Below are 16,731 nucleotides of genomic sequence, written 5' to 3' on the forward strand. Positions count from 1 at the left end.
TCCCCATAAGTCCGCTTTGGGTTCTACTGGGGGTAAGAGGGAACCGTGCCGGGCCACGTGGTTAGCATGGCCGCGAGAGTGTCCGCCGTCCCGACGGGAGCCACGTCGTGCCCCAGCCCCACCTTCGTACCGTCGTCGTACTCGCCGCCGGTGAGGGCAAGCGGATGAAGTCGACACTGCCCAAGGTGCTGCACCCCCTGCTCGGTCGCACCCTGCTGGGCCACGTGTTGAGCGCGGCGGCACCGCTGGCCGCCGACCGGACGGTCGTCGTGGTGGGTCACGGCGCCGACCAGGTTCGTGCGCACCTCACCGAGATCGCCCCCGACGCCACGCCCGTCCTGCAGGCCGAGCAGCTCGGCACCGGGCACGCCGTGCGGATCGCGTTGGACGCCGTGCCGGAGGGCGCCGGCACGGTAGTGGTGATCAACGGAGACGTGCCGTTGCTGCGTCCGGAGACGGTGGGCGCGCTGGTGACCGCGCACGAGGAGGCCACCGCGGCGGCCACCGTGCTGGCTGCCGAGGTGCCCGACCCGACCGGGCTGGGACGGATCGTCCGGGACGCCGACGGCCGGCTGGAGCAGATCGTCGAGGAGCGCGACGCCGACGCGGCGCAGCGCGCGATCCGTGAGATCAACGCCGGCATCTACGCCTTCGACGCGGCCCGGCTGCGTGCCGCCCTGGGCAAGCTCTCCACGGACAACGACCAGGGCGAGGAGTACCTGACCGACGTCTTCGGTCTGCTCCGCTCGGCCGGCGAGCCGGTCGCGGTGCACGTGGCCGTCGATCATGTCGAGACGCTGGGCTGCAACGACCGGGTGGAGTTGGCGTCGCTGCGCCGGCTGCTGCGCGACCGGGTCAACGAGGCGTGGATGCGTACCGGGGTGAGTCTGCTCGACCCGGTCACCACCTGGATCGACGTCACGGTGGCGCTGGACCGGGACGCGGTGATCGACCAGAACACCCAGCTGCGCGGAGCCACGGTGGTCGGCGCGGGCGCGCTGGTCGGGCCGGACGTCACGCTTGTCGACACCATCGTGGGGGAGGGCGCGTCGGTGGTGCGCAGTCACGCGGTCGGCGCCGAGGTGGGCGCGGGCGCGAGCGTCGGGCCGTACGCGTACCTGCGGCCGGCCGCGCGCCTCGCCGACAAGGCGAAGGTCGGCACGTTCGTCGAGGTGAAGAACTCCGAGATCGGGGCGGGCTCGAAGGTGCCGCACCTGACCTACGTGGGTGACGCGACGATCGGCGAGCAGAGCAACATCGGTGCCGCGTCGGTCTTCGTGAACTACGACGGGGTCAACAAGCACCGTACGGTGATCGGCAGCCACGCCCGCACGGGCGCGGACAACATGTTCGTGGCGCCGGTCCAGGTGGGCGACGGGGCGTACACGGCGGCCGGCTCGGTGATCGTGGACGACGTGCCGCCGGGCGCGATGGGTGTCGCCCGTGCGCGGCAGCGCAACATCGAGGGCTGGGTGGTGATGCGGCGGGCCGGTACGGCGGCGGCCGAGGCCGCACAGCGTGCCCGCGCGGCGAAGGGCGCGCAGGGATCCGGCGACGCGAAGGGTGCGTCGGAGGCGGTCGGCACCGCAAGTGACAGTGAGGCAATGCACGGCGGGGCCGAGACGGTGGGCGGTACGTCCGGCGCGGGAGATACTGCAACCGAATAGTCCCCGGCCCACCACCACCGGGCCGGGTACCGCCGACAAACGGGAGCAGACGGGCCCATGGGCAGCATCGTCGCCGAAAACCGCAAGAGCCTGATGCTCTTCTCCGGACGGGGTTTCCCGGAGTTGGCCAAGGAGATCGGCGAGGTGCTCGGCGTGGCACCGACGCCGGCTGACGCGTACGAGTTCGCCAACGGCGAGATCTTCGTACGGTTCAAGGATTCGGTGCGTGGTTCGGACGCCTTCGTGGTGCAGTCCGTGACGCACGGGGTGAACACCTGGGTCATGGAGACCCTGATTATGGTCGACGCGTTGAAGCGCGGTTCGGCGAAGCGGATCACCGTGGTGCTGCCGTTCTACCCGTACGCGCGGCAGGACAAGAAGCACCGTGGTCGGGAGCCGATCTCGGCCCGCCTGGTGGCGGATCTGCTGAAGACCGCCGGTGCGAACCGGATCCTCACGGTCGACCTGCACACCGCGCAGATCCAGGGCTTCTTCGACGGGCCGGTGGATCACCTCTTCGCGATGGACGTGCTCGCCGAGTACGTGGAGCACAGGTACGCCGGTCGGCCGATGACCGTGGTGGCGCCGGATTCGGGCCGGGTACGGGTGGCCGAGCGGTGGACCGACCGGCTGGGCGGTTGCCCCTTGGCGTTCATCCACAAGACCCGTGACCCGATGAAGCCGAACCAGGTGGTGGCGAACCGGGTGGTCGGTGAGGTGGAGGGTCGGGTCTGCCTGATCGTCGACGACATGATCGACACGGGTGGGACGATCACGAAGGCGGCGGACATCCTCAAGGAGTCGGGGGCGGCGGAGATCGTGGTGGCGTCCACCCACGCGCTCCTGTCCGACCCGGCCACGGAGCGGTTGAAGAACAGCCCGATCAGCGAGGTCGTGGTGACCAACACGCTGCCATTGCCGCCTGAGAAGCAGCTCGACAAGTTGACCGTGCTGTCGATCGCGCCGCTGCTGGCACGGGCGATCCGCGAGGTGTTCGACGACGGCTCGGTGACCACCCTGTTCGGTGGTCTGAGCTGAACAGGGTCGGGGCCGGCGGATAGGGCTGACAAACTGGTCGAAACGGGCTGATCCGCCGGTGGGAAACACCACCGGCGGATCGGCCTGGAGCTGCGACCGGGGACTGCCGGAAACCTGGGAATTGGCTCGGGTAGACTGGTGCGGTTGCCACGGCGAGGGTGCCCGGCGGGCCGCTGAAGAGCGCCGCACGGAGGCACCGTCATCGACGCGGTGCTCCGGGCAGTCGTTCATGACGCATGAGCCCCAGCGAGCCCCTCGCCCCAGCACCGCCAGACGACAAGCCGCCGCAGCGAAGCATCAGGAGTTCTCCCGTGTCCGAGGTAAAGATCAGCGCCGAGCCCCGCACCGAGTTCGGCAAGGGTGGTGCCCGTCGTACCCGCCGGGCCGGCAAGGTGCCCGCCGTGCTGTACGGCCACGGCGAGAAGCCCAAGCACATCGCGCTGCCGTCGCGGGAGTTCGCCGCCGCGATCCGCAAGGGTGGCGCCAACCAGCTCTTCGCGATCGACATCACCGACGGCACCCAGGTGCTGGCGCTGCCGAAGGCGATCCAGCGTGACCCGATCAAGGACACCTTCGAGCACGTGGACCTGCTGCTGGTCCGCCGCGGTGAGAAGGTCACCGTCGAGGTCCCGGTCCAGCTGACCGGTGAGGCCGCGAAGGACACCCTGATCGTGCACGACCACGACACCCTCTCGGTGACCGCCGACGCCACCAAGGTGCCGGACCACCTGGAGGCGTCGATCGAGGGCGCCGAGGCGGGCACCACGATCACCGCCGCCGACGTCGAGCTGCCCTCCGGCGTGGAGCTGGCCGCCGACTCGGAGCTGCCGGTCGCCTCGGTGACCGCCGCCCCGACGGCTGAGCAGCTCGAGGCGACGCTGCCCGAGGTCGAGACGGCTACCGACGAGGCCGAGGCCGAGGTCGGCGAGACCACCGAGGGCTCCGAGGGTGCGGACGCCGCCCCGGCCGCCGAGGGCGACGAGTCCGCCGAGGCGCGCACCGAGGCCTGATCGGTTCGTATCGTGCGGCAGGCGCTCCCGAGCATCGGGGGCGCCTGCCGGCGTATCGGGAGTCAGTGAAGACGTTTTGAGGGGCGGGTCGTGACGGACGAGGCGGGGCCGTGGCTGGTGGTCGGCCTGGGTAACCCGGGTCGGGAGTACGCCGGGAACCGGCACAACGTCGGGTTCATGGTGGCCGAGCTGCTGGCGGGTCGGGTCGGCGCGCGGTTCGGTCGGCACAAGCGGGCGGTGGCCGAGGTCGCCGAGGGGCGGCTGGGGTTCGGTGGTCCGAAGCTGGTGCTGGCGAAGCCACTGACCTACATGAACCTCTCCGGTGGGCCGGTGGCGGCGCTGTCGCAGTTCTACAAGGTCCCCCCGGCGCAGGTGATCGCGGTGCACGACGAGCTGGACATCGACTTCGGCCAGGTGCGGATCAAGTTCGGCGGCGGCGAGGGCGGGCACAACGGCCTGCGCTCGATGTCGAAGTCGTTGGGCACCAAGGACTATGCCCGGGTGCGGTTCGGGGTCGGTCGCCCGCCGGGGCGGCAGGATCCGGCGGATTTCGTGCTGTCGGATTTCGGCGCGGTGGAGCGCAAGGAGCTCGATTTCCTGGTGGACCGGGCTGCCGACGTGGTGGAGTCGGTGATCGTCAAGGGCGTGGAACCGACCCAGAACCTGTATCACGGGGGTTGAGTCGGGCGGTGCGTACCGGATTGGAAACGCCGGGCCGGTAGTCTGCGCCTTTCGGCGTGCCGTGACCGGCGACGCGGGTCGCGGCCGATCGGTGCGTGCGGGCACGGGCCGCGGCGAGGCGACGGGAGCGGGCAGATGGGCAGTCCTCCGATGATCGACGGGGCGTTCGCCCGATGGTTGGCCTCCCGGGCCGGTCAGGCGCTGCTGGACCTGCGTACGGAGTTGGGTTTCTCGGACACCGGGGCGCTGAAGTCGGCCGGGGACAAGGTGTCGCACGACCTGATCCGCACCGAGTTGGCGCGGTGGCGGCCGGGGGACGCGGTGCTCTCCGAGGAGGACGAGGGCTCGCGGTTGGCCTGGGCGGCGGAGGTGAACGCGGGCGCGGTGTCCCGACTGAGTGCCGACCGGGTCTGGATCATCGATCCGTTGGACGGCACCCGGGAGTTCGCCGAGGAGGGCCGCTCGGACTGGGCGGTGCACGTGGCGCTCTGGGCGCGCAGCGCGCCGAGCCCGCACGGGCTGGTCGCCGGCGCGGTGGGGTTGCCGGCGCAGCACCGGGTGCTGGGCACCGACTATCCGCCGGCGTACCCGCCGATGACGGTCGAGGCGGCGACCGCCGGTGAGCGCAAGATCCGTCTGGCGGCGAGTCGGAGTCGTCCGCCGGTCTTCCTCACCGACCTGGCCGAGGACGTGGGCGCGCACCTGGTGCCGATGGGTTCCGCCGGGGCGAAGATCGCTGCGGTGGTGACCGGCGAGGTGGACGCGTACATCCATGCCGGCGGGCAGTACGAGTGGGACTCGGCGGCGCCGGTGGCTGTGGCGACGGCCACCGGACTGCACGCTTCCCGGATCGACGGTTCTGCGCTTCGATACAACGAGGCGGATCCGCGCCTGCCGGACCTGTTGGTCTGTCGCAAGGATCTCGCCAGCCGGTTGCTTGCAGCGCTGCAGAGGCATTCCGGGTAGCCTGAGCGCACTTCTTGACATGTCCGACCGGAAAGGTCTGGAAATCGGATGAGCGAGCGAGTGTCATGATCTCCCCCGCGGCCTACCGCGTCTCCCACCTGGACGCCCTGGAGGCGGAGAGCATCTTCGTGATGCGTGAGGTTGTCGCCGAGATGGAACGTCCGGTGCTGCTCTTCTCCGGCGGCAAGGATTCGATCGTCATGCTGCGGTTGGCGCAGAAGGCGTTCGCCCCGGCCAACATCCCCTTCCCCGTCATGCACGTCGACACCGGGCACAACTTCCCCGAGGTGCTGGAGTACCGCGACCAGCGGGTCGCCGAGCTGGGGTTGCAGCTGGTGGTGGCGAGCGTGCCGGAGGCCCTGGCCAGCGGGCTGGTCCGGGAGTCCGGCGACGGCATGCGCAATCGGATCCAGACGCCGGTGCTGCTGGACGCGGTGGAGAAGCACCGCTTCGACGCGCTGTTCGGTGGCGCCCGCCGCGACGAGGAGAAGGCGCGGGCCAAGGAACGGGTGTTCAGCTTCCGTGACGAGTTCGGCCAGTGGGACCCGAAGAACCAGCGTCCGGAGCTGTGGTCGCTCTACAACGGCCGGCACCACCCGGGCGAGTCGATCCGGGTCTTTCCGCTGTCCAACTGGACCGAGCTGGACGTCTGGCACTACATCGCCAGCGAGCGCATCCCGCTCCCGTCGATCTACTACGCCCACGAGCGTGAGGTGATCGAGCGCGACGGCATGCTCTACGCGGTCAACGAGTTCTTCCGGCCGCGCGCCGGCGAGGAGCGGTTCAAGGCCCAGGTGCGGTACCGCACCGTCGGCGACGCCTCCTGCACCGCGGCGGTCCGCTCGGACGCGGACACCGTGGAGAAGGTCATCGAGGAGGTGGCGGCCACCCGGATCACCGAGCGGGGCGCGACCCGTGGTGACGACCGGGTCAGCGAGGCCGCCATGGAGGACCGTAAGCGGGAGGGCTACTTCTGATGAGCACCGAGACCCTGCCCCCGCCCGCCGAGGCGCGGGCGATGGACCTGCTGCGGTTCGCGACCGCCGGCAGCGTGGACGACGGCAAGTCGACCCTGATCGGCCGCCTGCTGTACGACACCAAGTCGCTCTTCACCGACCAGCTGGAAGCGGTGGAGGCGGTCAGCGCGGCACGGGGCGACGAGTACACCAACCTCGCGCTGCTCACCGACGGCCTGCGCGCCGAGCGGGAGCAGGGCATCACGATCGACGTGGCGTACCGCTACTTCGCCACGCCCCGGCGCAAGTTCATCATCGCGGACACCCCCGGGCACATCCAGTACACCCGGAACATGGTCACCGGCGCTTCCACGGCGGACCTGGCGCTGATCCTGGTGGACGCGCGCAAGGGCCTGGTCGAGCAGTCCCGCCGGCACGCGTTCCTCTGCTCGCTGCTGCGGGTGCCGCACCTGGTCCTCTGCGTCAACAAGATGGACCTGGTCGACTGGTCGCAGGAGATCTACGAGGAGATCGCCGACGAGTTCACCGCGTTCGCCGCGAAGCTCGACGTACCGGACCTGACCGTCGTGCCAATCTCCGCGCTGCGGGGCGACAACATCGTGGCCCGGTCGGAGAACATGCCGTGGTACGAGGGGCCGTCGCTGCTGCACCACCTGGAGCGGGTGCACATCGCCAGTGACCGCAACCTGGTCGACGTCCGGTTCCCGGTGCAGTACGTGATCCGTCCGCAGTCGACCACGGTCACCGACTACCGCGGCTACGCCGGTCAGGTCGCCTCGGGCGTGCTCAAGCCGGGCGACGAGGTGATGGTGCTGCCGTCCGGCTTCACCAGCCGGATCGCCGCCGTGGAGACCGCCGACGGGCCGGTCGCGGAGGCGTTCCCGCCCATGTCGGTGACGGTACGGCTGACCGACGAGATCGACATCTCCCGGGGCGACATGATCTGCCGGCCGAACAACGCGCCCGCCGTCGCCCAGGACATCGAGGCGATGGTCTGCTGGATGGACGAGTCGGCCCCGCTGCGGGTCGGCGGCCGGTACGCGATCAAGCACACCACCCGTTCGGCACGGGCGATCGTGCGCGGGCTGCACTACCGGTTGGACATCAACTCGCTGCACCGTGACGAGTCGGCCGACGAGCTGCGGCTGAACGAGATCGGTCGGGTACGGCTGCGTACGACGGTGCCGCTGCTGGCCGACGAGTACCGCCGCAACCGTACGACGGGTGGCTTCGTCATCATCGACGAGACCACCAACCGCACGGTAGGCGCCGCCATGATCGTCGAAGCCGCCTAACTCGCGCCACCCGCCCCAGCCCGCGCGAACCCCGCCCCTGACCCGCGTCGATCTTGCACTTTCTGTTGTCCATAGGTCAGTAATCGCACCTTATGTCGCCACAGAAAGTGCAAGATCGGCGCGGGCTGGGGCGGGGTTGGGGTTAGGAGAGGCGGGTGGCGCCGGGGGCGGGGTGGACCTTGAACGTAGTGGGGGGCGTGTAACTGCGTTCGGCGTAGGCGGTTCGGACCGCCTCCGCCACCGTGTCGACGCGGTCGGTCTCGACCAGGGCGAGGACGCAGCCGCCGAATCCGCCGCCGGTCATCCGCGCGCCCAACGCGCCAGCCGACAGGGCCGCCTCGACCGCCGTGTCGATCTCCGGCACGGTGATCTCGAAGTCGTCGCGCATCGAGACGTGCGAGGCGGTGAGCAGCGGACCGATGTCCCGGACCCGGCCGGCGCGCAACAGCGCGACGGTGTCGAGCACACGCTGGTCCTCGGTGACCACGTGCCGGACCCGGCGTCGGGTCTCGGCGTCGTCGAGCCGGGCCAGAGCGGCGTCGAGCTCGTCGACGGTCACGTCGCGCAGCGCGGGCACCCCGAGCGTCTTGGCGGCGGCCTCGCAGGAGCGGCGGCGGGCCGCGTACTCACCATCGGCGTGCCGGTGCGGCGCTCGGCTGTCGACGACCAGCACGGTGAGCCCGGCGGCGTCCAGTTCGAACGGGATGTGCTCGACGGACTCGTCGCGACAGTCGAGGAAGAGCGCGTGCCCGGCGCGGCAGCGGATCACCGCGGACTGGTCCATGATGCCGGTCGGCGCGCCCACGTAGACGTTCTCCGCCCGCTGCGCCAGCCGGGGCTGCCGTTCGGCGGGCAGCTCCAGCCCCGCGAGGTCGAGCAGGGCGGCGAGCACGGCGGACTCGAGCGCGGCCGACGAGGAGAGCCCGGAGCCCAGCGGCACGTCCGAGGCGATGGCCAGCCGGGCGCCGGGCACCGCGTGGCCGGCGTCGCGTAGCGCCCAGACCACCCCGGCCACGTACGCGCCCCAGCCGGTCACCCGGCCGGGCTCGGCCACGTCGTCCGCGGCGAAGGTGACCGTCTCGCCGGAGAGCTCGGACCAGACCGTCCAGCGTTCGTCGTCGCGCCGGTCGGCGGCGACCACGGTACGCATGGGAAGCGCGAACGGCAGCACGAACCCGTCGTTGTAGTCGGTGTGCTCACCGATCAGGTTGACCCGACCGGGTGCGGCCCACAGGCCGGAGGCCGTGGCGTCGTACTGGTCGATGAAGCCGGCGGCGGCCCGCTCGGCGACGTCACCGGTGGGGCTGGTCACAGTGCCTCCCTTGTTCGCGACTGCGGGGCTCGCAAACCCGGCTCACTCCTCGCGCTCACGGTGCCTCCCTTGTTCGCGACTGCGGGGCTCGCAAACCCGGCTCACTCCTCGCGCTCACGACTGCTCCAGGACGTGTGCGCGGTAGAAGGCCCAGGCGTCGCCGACCATGTCGTGCAGGGTGGGCTTGCGCGGCACCCAGCCCAGCTCGTCGCGGGCCAGCGCGGACGAGGCGACCAGCTCGGCCGGGTCACCCTCGCGGCGCGGCGCCACCTCGACCGGAAGCTGTCGACCGGTGACCTCGCGGACCACGTCGACCACCTGACGGTTGGTGAAGCCGTTGCCGTTGCCGAGGTTGTAGATGCGGTGCTGACCGGCGGTGGCGGCGTCCAGCGCGAGCAGGTGCGCGCGGGCCAGGTCGGCGACGTGGATGTAGTCGCGCACGCAGGTGCCGTCCACGGTCGGGTAGTCGTCGCCGAAGAGTTGGAGCTTCTCCCGCCGGCCGGCGGCGACCTCCAGGGCGATCGGGATGAGGTGCGTCTCCGGGTCGTGCCGCTCGCCGAGTGCGACGTCCCCGACGAGGTGCGCTCCGGCCACGTTGAAGTAGCGCAGGGAGACGGCGGCCAGCCCGTGCGCGATGGCCTCGGAGGTGAGCGCCATGTCGACCGCGAGCTTGGTGGCGCCGTAGGTGTTGGTGGGCGCCTTGACCGCGGTCTCGGAGATCGGCAGCTCGGTGGGGTTGCCGTAGACGGCGGCGGTGGAGGAGAAGACCATCCGGGGCACCCGGGCGGCCCGGACCGCGTTGATCAGGGCGAGCGTGCCGACCGTGTTGTTCTCCCAGTACAGCTCCGGTTTCACCATCGACTCGCCGGCGGCGATGAGGGCGGCGAAGTGCAGCACCCCGTCGAAGCCGGCGTCGGCGGTGACGACCTGGGCGGCGTCGTGGATGGACGCCTCGACGTGCGTCGCGTCCGGAGCGAGTGCCTCGCGGTGACCGGTGCGCAGGTCGTCCAGGACGACGACCTGGTGGCCGGCGTCGAGCAGCATCCGGGTCACCACGCTGCCGATGAAGCCGGCACCCCCGGTGACGAGCAGTTTCACGTCGTTGCCTCCTGCCTGGCCCGCCGGGACGTGGCCCTCGGTAGCTCACCCTACGGCGGCGCTCGGGAGCAGTCTGGATCGCGCCGCACGCCATTCCATCATAATCTCTCACGTTTAAACAGAGCCGCACATATCCGGTGCGGTGGGCACCCGGTGTCTACCATCTCTTTCATGCGGGAAGCAGCCCGTTCCGGGCTCCGGCGGCGGGTGCGGAAACGGTCTCGCCGCGACCCCGGGCCGCTCGCGCGGGCCGTCGCCCGGGTGTTGGTGCGTACCGCCGATGGTGCGACCCGTCTCGTCACCGACCTGCTCGGCACCGGCCCGGCCGCCGGTCGGGAACGCATCTCCGAGGCCGAACTGCGGGACCTCGTGGCGGTCAACACGGTGCTCGACCCGGACGAGCGGCGGATCATCGACGAGGTGTTGGTGGCCGGCGCGAGCCTCGTCCGCGAGGTGATGATGCCCCGCACCGAGGTGGTGTTCCTGCCGGCCCGGCTGACCATCGCTGAGGCCGCCCGGCTGGTACGCGCCGAGACGCACTCCCGTTACCCGGTCACCGACGGCACCCACGACGACGTGGTCGGGTTCGTGCACCTACGGGACGTGCTGCTCCGTCCGGACGCCGACCCCTGCGCCACCGTGGGCGAGCTGACCCGGGAGGTCAAGCAGGTGCCGGGGAGCAAGCGGGTCCTGGCCGCGCTGACCGAGATGCGCCGGGAAGGGCACCACCTGGCGGTGGTGGTCGACGAGTACGGCGGGACCGCCGGGATCGTCACCCTGGAGGACCTGATCGAGGAACTCGTCGGGGAGATCCACGAGGGGTACGGCGGGCCTCCCGACCCGACCCACGCCGGGCTGCCGGCCGTGGTCGACGGCCGGCTTAACCTCGCCGACTTCGCCGAGCGGACCGGCGTGACGCTCCCCGCCGGGCCGTACGAGACCGTGGGTGGGTACGTGATGGCCGTCCTGGGCCGCCTGCCGCTGACCGGCGACGAGGTGCCGGTGCCCGCCGAGCCGCCCGACGGCGGCGGGCCCGATCCGGCGGCACCGGCCGACGGTTGGCTGCTGCGCGTGCTGACCCTGGACGGACGCCGGGTCGCCCGGCTCGCGGTGACGGCGGCCCGGGTGCCGGAGCCGCGGCGCGATCCCGCCGTCGGCCATCAGCGCGAGGCGGACCGGGGCGCGGCGGGACAGCAGCGGGGCAGCTCGGTCGGGCCGGGCCCACGGCTGGGAACGAGCGGACCACGCGAGGTCAGCGCCCCGACACCGGCAGGCCGGGGCCGACGCGCCGGCCCGTCATGACGGCTCCGCATGCTTGCTGACAGAATTATCGTCATGCCCGACGTTCCCGAGCGACCCCGCGTCTTCTCCGGCATCCAGCCGACGGCCGACTCGTTCCACCTCGGCAACTACCTGGGAGCCGTGCGGCACTGGGTGGCCCTACAGGACACCCACGACGCGTTCTACTGCGTGGTGGACCTGCACGCGATCACCGCCGGTCACGATCCGGCGGTGCTGCGCCAGCGGACCAGGGTGGCGGCCGCCCAGCTCTTCGCGGTCGGTATCGATCCGGACCGCAGCACCCTGTTCGTGCAGTCGCAGGTGCCCGAGCACCCGCAGTTGGCGTGGGTGCTCGGCTGCATCACCGGTTTCGGCGAGGCCAGCCGGATGACCCAGTTCAAGGACAAGTCGCAGAAGCAGGGCAACGAGCGGGCCAGCGTCGGGCTGTTCACCTACCCGGTCCTCCAGGCCGCCGACATCCTGCTCTACCAGGCCAACGCGGTGCCGGTCGGCGAGGACCAGCGTCAGCACCTCGAGCTCTCCCGTGACCTGGCCCAGCGGTTCAACTCGCTGTTCGGCGCGACGTTCACGATTCCCGCGCCGCACATCGTCAAGGACACCGCGAAGATCACCGACCTGCAGGACCCGACGGCCAAGATGTCCAAGTCGTCGTCCTCGCCGGCCGGCATCATCGACCTGCTGGAAGACCCGGCCCGCTCGGCGAAGAAGATCCGCTCCGCGGTGACCGACACCGGTCGGGAGATCGTCTTCGACGCCGAGACCAAGCCGGGCGTGTCCAACCTGTTGACCATCTACTCCGCGCTCAGCGGGCGTGGCATCGACGACCTGGTGTCCGCGTTCGCCGGCCGTGGCTACGGCGACCTGAAGAAGGAGCTGGCCGAGGTGGTGGCGGAGTTCGTCCGTCCCATCCAGGAGCGCACGCGCACGTACCTCGACGACCCCGCCCAACTGGACAAGCTGCTCGCCGCCGGCGCGGAGAAGGCCCGGTCCGTGGCCGGCGCGACCCTGCGGTCCGCGTACGAGCGGGTCGGCTTCTTCCCGCCGGTGCGCGGCGAATAGCGCCGCGGGGACGGGGTGGGCGAGTCGGTGGCCGACGTGGCGGCACGAAGCGTGGATCGCAGTGGCGGGGTGCCACCGTCGGGCGACACCGTGCAGATCGGGATCGCGGTGGACATCCCGGAGCCCTGGGGGACGCAGCTCACCCGGCGACGGATCGAGGCGGGTGATCCCCTCGCGGTGCCCGCGCACGTGACACTGCTCGGTCCGACCGAGATCCCGACCGACGTGCTGCCGGGCGTCGAGCGGCACCTCGCCGCCGTGGCCGCCGCGCACCTGCCGTTCACGCTGCACCTGCGGGGGACCGGCACGTTCCGGCCGGTGACGCAGGTGGTATTCGTCGCGGTGGCCGCCGGCATCAGCGAATGTGAGTTGCTGGCCGCCGCCATCGCGGCCGCGCCGGGCCTGCACCGCCAGACCCGCTTCCCGTACCATCCGCACGTCACCGTCGCGCACGACGTCGCTCCCGAGGCGTTGGACAAGGTGTACGAGGATCTGGCCGACTTCTCCGCGATGTTCGAGGTCGACGCGTTCACTTTGTTCTCGCACAGTGGGCAGGCCCGGTGGCAGCCCCGCCGGGACTTCCGCCTCGGCGACTGACGTTCGGCGACGCGCCGGATGGCGAGCGGTCTTGTGCTGGTTGCCGGGACGGTGGCGGGAGATCGGCGAGGATGATCGCGTGAACGTGATCGGCCGGATCGAGGCGGGCATCGACCGCTGGGTGGGTGCCGCGCGTGCCCGGTCGGGCCTGTTCGACCACCTGTGGCGTGCCGGGACGCTGTACGCCGACGTGTTGGCGGGAAGGCTCGCCGCGGCGATCGCGTACTACGGTTTCTTCGCCGTCTTCGCTCTCGCCCTGGTCGCGTACTCCGTCTTCGGCGCGATCCTGGAGGACAACGACGAGGTCAGCGAGGCGGCAACCGGCTTCCTGAAGGAGAACCTGCCGTTCCTGGACGCGCAGCAGATCGCGAACTCCAGCGGCACGGTCGGCGTGGTCGGCCTGGTCATCCTCGTGTTCACCGGCATCGGCTGGGTGGAGGCGATCCGCTCCTCGCAGCGGCTCATGTACGCGCTCAACCAGCAGCCCGGCAACCTCGTGGTCCGGCGGCTGGTCGACCTCGGGGTGATGATCGGCGTCTTCGTGCTGCTCGGCCTCTCCGTGGCGGCGGTGGACGCGCTGGAATCTCTGCTGCGCTTCCTGCTGCGCAGCACCGGGTCGATCGGCCTGACCACCGTCAGCGCCGTACTCAGCGTGCTGGTCAACGCGGTGCTCGCCACCGCGCTGCTGCTCGCGGTGCCCCGGCTGCGGATGAGCCGGTCCCGGCTACGTCCGGTGGTGCTGCTGGTCGCGGTCGGCATCACGTTGCTCAACACGCTCGGGCGGTACTACGTGGTGCGCACCGAGCGGAACCCGGCGTACACCGTGGTGGCCGGCGCGGTCGGTCTGCTGCTCTACCTCTACCTGCTGAACCAACTGGTGCTGTTCGGCGCGGCGCTGCTCGCGACCAGCCAGAGCGGGCGCGTGGTAGATCTGGCGGAGGGCGCCCCCGTGGTGGACATCGACGAAGACACCGACCCCGGCGCTCCGGGCGGTGCGGGGTGAGGGTGGAGATGTCCGACGTGCTGATCACCGTCGACCAGGACTCACCGGTGCCGCCGTACGAGCAGGTGCGGGTGCAGCTCGCCGAGTTGATCGGCGACGGCCGGTTGCCGGTGGGCAGCCGCCTGCCCACCGTCCGGCAGCTCGCGGCCGACCTGCGACTGGCCGCGAACACGGTGGCGCGGGCCTACCGGGAACTGGAGGCGGCCGGCCTGTTGCAGACCCGGGGACGCAACGGCACCTTCGTCGCGCCCGGCCGGGACGACGCCGTCGACCGGCTGCACCGGGTCGCCGTCGACTACGCCGCCGAGGCGCGGCGGCTCGGCGTGTCCCCGGACCGCGCTGTCGCGCTCGTGCGGGCGGCCCTGGACGCCACCCGACACGACTGAGCCGACCGGTCTCTCATCCACCGCCGGACGGGCGGTAACCGAGCAGAACGGCACCGGCGCTCACGTTCGCGGACCATGATGAGCCCGTGGGCGCACTCATGACACTGGACCTGCCGGCCGACTCGCCGATGCTCGGCCTGCCGTGGATCATCACCTTCGGGCCGCTCGGTGACCTGGACGAGTGGGAGCCGGTGGTCTGCGGGCCGTACGAACGGCCGCACGCGTTGGCGTTGGCCGAGGCGGTGGTGGCCGAGGAGCAGTTGATGGCCGTGGTGGAACCGCTGCTGCCGGCGCTGTCGGCCGACGAGATCCGCAGCGAGATCGCCGCCGCGCAGGTGGCCGCCGAGGACGAGGCCCGGCAGGTCGAGGGGGCCGACCTGTACGGGGACTTCGAGGACGTGATCGACGAGGAGTTGGACGCCGCAGCCGACGAGGCGGGTCACGGCGAGCCTGCCGAGCCGCCGGACGAGGCCGAGGTGCGCGCCGGCTTCACCCGGATCGCGGCGCTGCTCACCGCGAAGTGACCCGGCGGGTCAGCGCCTCGGAGTGGCGACGGGACACGCCACGGACGGCACACGAACACCGGCGCCGCGCGGAGTCCGTTCCGCGTGGCGCCGGTGTACCTCACCCCCCACCACAAGGGGTCGGCAGCCCAGTCGCCCGTTGGCGCGGGGCACGACGGACGACCAGGTCGAGGTTGGCTTACCCGCTCAGCGCCGTTCCAACCAGGCAGCCGCGTCGACCGGCAACAGGCGGTCGGTCAGCGGGGCGCTGGCGACGAGCGGTGTGCCGTACCCGTCGACCGCCACGGGCGCGGCGCTGAGGTTGACGACGCAGGTCAGCACGGTGTCACCCGCGCTGCGGGAGAACGCCAGGACGCCCGGCTCGGTGTGCGACCAGGTGACCTCGCCGTCGTCGGCGGCCAGCGCCGGATGCTCGCGGCGGATACGCAGGGCGGCCCGGTACAGCTCCAGCGTCGAGCCCGGGGTGCCGGCCTGCGTGCTGACCGACAGGCCGCGCCAGGTCGCCGGGGCCGGCAGCCAGCTCAGCTCGCTGCCGGCCGGCCCGAAGCCGTACGGCGCCAGCTCTCCACTCCACGGAATCGGCACCCGGCAGCCGTCGCGGCTCTCACCGGTACGCAGGAACGACGGATCCTGCCGTAGCTCGTCGGGGAGGTCGAGGACCTCGGGCAGGCCCAACTCCTCACCCTGGTAGAGGTAGGCCGAGCCGGGGAGCGCGAGCATCAGCAGGCTGGCGGCGCGGGCCCGGCGCAGCCCTTCGGGGCCGTCGCCGTAGCGGGTCACGTGCCGCTGCTTGTCGTGGTTGGACAGCACCCAGGTGGTGGGCGCGCCGACCACCGTCGCCTCGGCGAGCGCGGTGTCGATCACCTTGCGGAACGAGTCGGCCGACCAGGTGGCGTCGAGGAAGTCGAAGCTGAACGCCTGGTGCAGCTCGTCCGGGCCGATGTAGCGGGCCAGTCGCTGCGGCGTCTCGGCCCACGCCTCGGCGACCGCCATCCGGCCGCCCGGGTAGCTGTCCAGGATGGGCCGCCACGCGCGGTAGATCTCGTGGACCTCGTCCTGGTCGAAGTAGGGCAGGCGGCCCTTGCCGAGCAGGTCGACCTGGCGTTGCCCGGTGGTCGCGGTGCTGAAGCCGACGTCCGGCAACCCTTCGGCCTTGATCATGCCGTGGGCCACGTCGACGCGGAAGCCGTCCACGCCCCGGTCCAGCCAGAACCGCAGCACGTCCTCGAACTCGGCGCGTACCTCCGGGTGGCGCCAGTTCAGGTCCGGCTGGGCCGGGTCGAACAGGTGCAGGTACCACTGGCCGTCGGCGACCCGGGTCCAGGCGGAACCGCCGAAGATGCTCTCCCAGTCGTTGGGCGGCAGTTCGCCGTGCGCGCCCTGTCCGTCGGCGAAGAGGTAGCGGGCCCGCTCGGGCGAGCCGGGACCGGCGGCGAGGGCGTCGACGAACCAGCGGTGCGCGCTCGACGTGTGGTTGGGCACCAGGTCGACGATGATGCGCAGGCCGAGGGCGTGCGCGTCGGTGATCATCGCGTCGAAGTCGGCGAGGGTGCCGAAGATCGGGTCGACGTCCCGGTAGTCGGCGACGTCGTACCCGCCGTCGACCATGGGCGAGGTGTAGAAGGGGGTCAGCCAGAGCGCGTCCACCCCGAGGTCGCGCAGGTACGGCAGGCGCTCCCGGATGCCCGCCAGGTCGCCGATGCCGTCACCGTTGCTGTCGGCGAAGCTGCGCACGTAGACCTGGTAGACGACCGCGGAGCGCCACCAGTCGTCGTCGGTGCGGGGCAGGGTCGTGGTGCTGACGGTCATTGGTGAT

General features: G+C 71.2%; 15 protein-coding genes and 1 pseudogene. 13 read left to right on the forward strand and 3 right to left on the reverse strand.

Annotated elements, in window-relative coordinates:
• Nucleotides 1-107 precede the first annotated feature (107 nt).
• The 7 genes from glmU (at nucleotide 108) to ACN269_RS23530 (ending at nucleotide 7,634) form a co-directional block, all read left to right on the forward strand.
• Nucleotides 108-1,667, forward strand: coding sequence for a bifunctional UDP-N-acetylglucosamine diphosphorylase/glucosamine-1-phosphate N-acetyltransferase GlmU (glmU, locus tag ACN269_RS23500; RefSeq protein WP_421474452.1), 1,560 nt, complete (start codon nucleotides 108-110; stop codon nucleotides 1,665-1,667).
• 57 nt (nucleotides 1,668-1,724) lie between these two features.
• Entirely contained in the window at nucleotides 1,725-2,705 is a 981-nt protein-coding gene (locus ACN269_RS23505; RefSeq protein WP_355048964.1) for a ribose-phosphate diphosphokinase, read from the forward strand.
• Between the two features lie 311 nt (nucleotides 2,706-3,016).
• Entirely contained in the window at nucleotides 3,017-3,715 is a 699-nt protein-coding gene (locus ACN269_RS23510; protein WP_421474453.1) for a 50S ribosomal protein L25/general stress protein Ctc, read from the forward strand.
• Nucleotides 3,716-3,805: 90 nt separating this feature from the next.
• Nucleotides 3,806-4,396, forward strand: coding sequence for an aminoacyl-tRNA hydrolase (pth, locus tag ACN269_RS23515; protein ID WP_421474454.1), 591 nt, complete (start codon nucleotides 3,806-3,808; stop codon nucleotides 4,394-4,396).
• A 135-nt stretch (nucleotides 4,397-4,531) separates the two neighbouring features.
• Entirely contained in the window at nucleotides 4,532-5,362 is an 831-nt protein-coding gene (locus tag ACN269_RS23520) for an inositol monophosphatase family protein (RefSeq protein WP_421474455.1), read from the forward strand.
• A gap of 65 nt (nucleotides 5,363-5,427) precedes the next feature.
• On the forward strand, nucleotides 5,428-6,339 hold the full coding sequence (gene cysD, locus ACN269_RS23525) for a sulfate adenylyltransferase subunit CysD (RefSeq protein WP_421474456.1): 912 nt from the start codon (nucleotides 5,428-5,430) through the stop codon (nucleotides 6,337-6,339).
• Complete coding sequence (locus tag ACN269_RS23530; protein ID WP_421474457.1) at nucleotides 6,339-7,634, forward strand: sulfate adenylyltransferase subunit 1; 1,296 nt, start codon at nucleotides 6,339-6,341, stop codon at nucleotides 7,632-7,634. Before cysD ends, ACN269_RS23530 begins: the two co-directional genes overlap by 1 nt.
• 142 nt (nucleotides 7,635-7,776) lie before the next feature.
• Here the strand turns inward: ACN269_RS23530 and galK are convergent, their stop codons facing one another.
• Entirely contained in the window at nucleotides 7,777-8,946 is a 1,170-nt protein-coding gene (gene galK / locus ACN269_RS23535) for a galactokinase (protein WP_421474458.1), read from the reverse strand.
• A 114-nt stretch (nucleotides 8,947-9,060) separates the two neighbouring features.
• Complete coding sequence (galE, locus tag ACN269_RS23540) at nucleotides 9,061-9,990, reverse strand: UDP-glucose 4-epimerase GalE (protein ID WP_421476512.1); 930 nt, start codon at nucleotides 9,988-9,990, stop codon at nucleotides 9,061-9,063.
• A gap of 225 nt (nucleotides 9,991-10,215) precedes the next feature.
• On the opposite strand from galE, the pseudogene ACN269_RS23545 reads away from it, so the two are divergent.
• The 6 genes and pseudogenes from ACN269_RS23545 to ACN269_RS23570 form a co-directional block, all read left to right on the forward strand.
• Nucleotides 10,216-11,190, forward strand: a pseudogene (locus tag ACN269_RS23545) (hemolysin family protein); the annotation flags it as partial.
• Between the two features lie 189 nt (nucleotides 11,191-11,379).
• Nucleotides 11,380-12,405 carry a tryptophan--tRNA ligase gene (trpS, locus tag ACN269_RS23550; RefSeq protein WP_421474459.1) on the forward strand — a complete coding sequence of 342 codons (1,026 nt, stop codon included), beginning with the start codon at nucleotides 11,380-11,382 and terminating at the stop codon, nucleotides 12,403-12,405.
• A 27-nt stretch (nucleotides 12,406-12,432) separates the two neighbouring features.
• Nucleotides 12,433-13,002: a 2'-5' RNA ligase family protein gene (locus tag ACN269_RS23555; protein ID WP_421476513.1), complete on the forward strand. Its 570-nt coding sequence runs from the start codon at nucleotides 12,433-12,435 to the stop codon at nucleotides 13,000-13,002.
• Nucleotides 13,003-13,081: 79 nt separating this feature from the next.
• Nucleotides 13,082-14,005, forward strand: coding sequence for a YhjD/YihY/BrkB family envelope integrity protein (locus ACN269_RS23560; protein WP_421474460.1), 924 nt, complete (start codon nucleotides 13,082-13,084; stop codon nucleotides 14,003-14,005).
• An 8-nt stretch (nucleotides 14,006-14,013) separates the two neighbouring features.
• On the forward strand, nucleotides 14,014-14,391 hold the full coding sequence (locus ACN269_RS23565) for a GntR family transcriptional regulator (protein ID WP_421474461.1): 378 nt from the start codon (nucleotides 14,014-14,016) through the stop codon (nucleotides 14,389-14,391).
• An 86-nt stretch (nucleotides 14,392-14,477) separates the two neighbouring features.
• The gene (locus ACN269_RS23570; protein WP_089017805.1) at nucleotides 14,478-14,915 is read left to right on the forward strand and encodes a hypothetical protein; all 438 of its coding nucleotides are present in this window, start codon (nucleotides 14,478-14,480) and stop codon (nucleotides 14,913-14,915) included.
• A gap of 186 nt (nucleotides 14,916-15,101) precedes the next feature.
• Here the strand turns inward: ACN269_RS23570 and ACN269_RS23575 are convergent, their stop codons facing one another.
• Nucleotides 15,102-16,724 (reverse strand): glycoside hydrolase family 13 protein, encoded by a 1,623-nt coding sequence (locus ACN269_RS23575; RefSeq protein WP_421474462.1) that lies wholly within the window; start codon nucleotides 16,722-16,724, stop codon nucleotides 15,102-15,104.
• Between the last annotated feature and the right edge of the window lie 7 nt (nucleotides 16,725-16,731).

The organism is Micromonospora sp. WMMD736 (genome assembly GCF_049179015.1).
In the GTDB taxonomy this organism is placed as follows: domain Bacteria; phylum Actinomycetota; class Actinomycetes; order Mycobacteriales; family Micromonosporaceae; genus Micromonospora.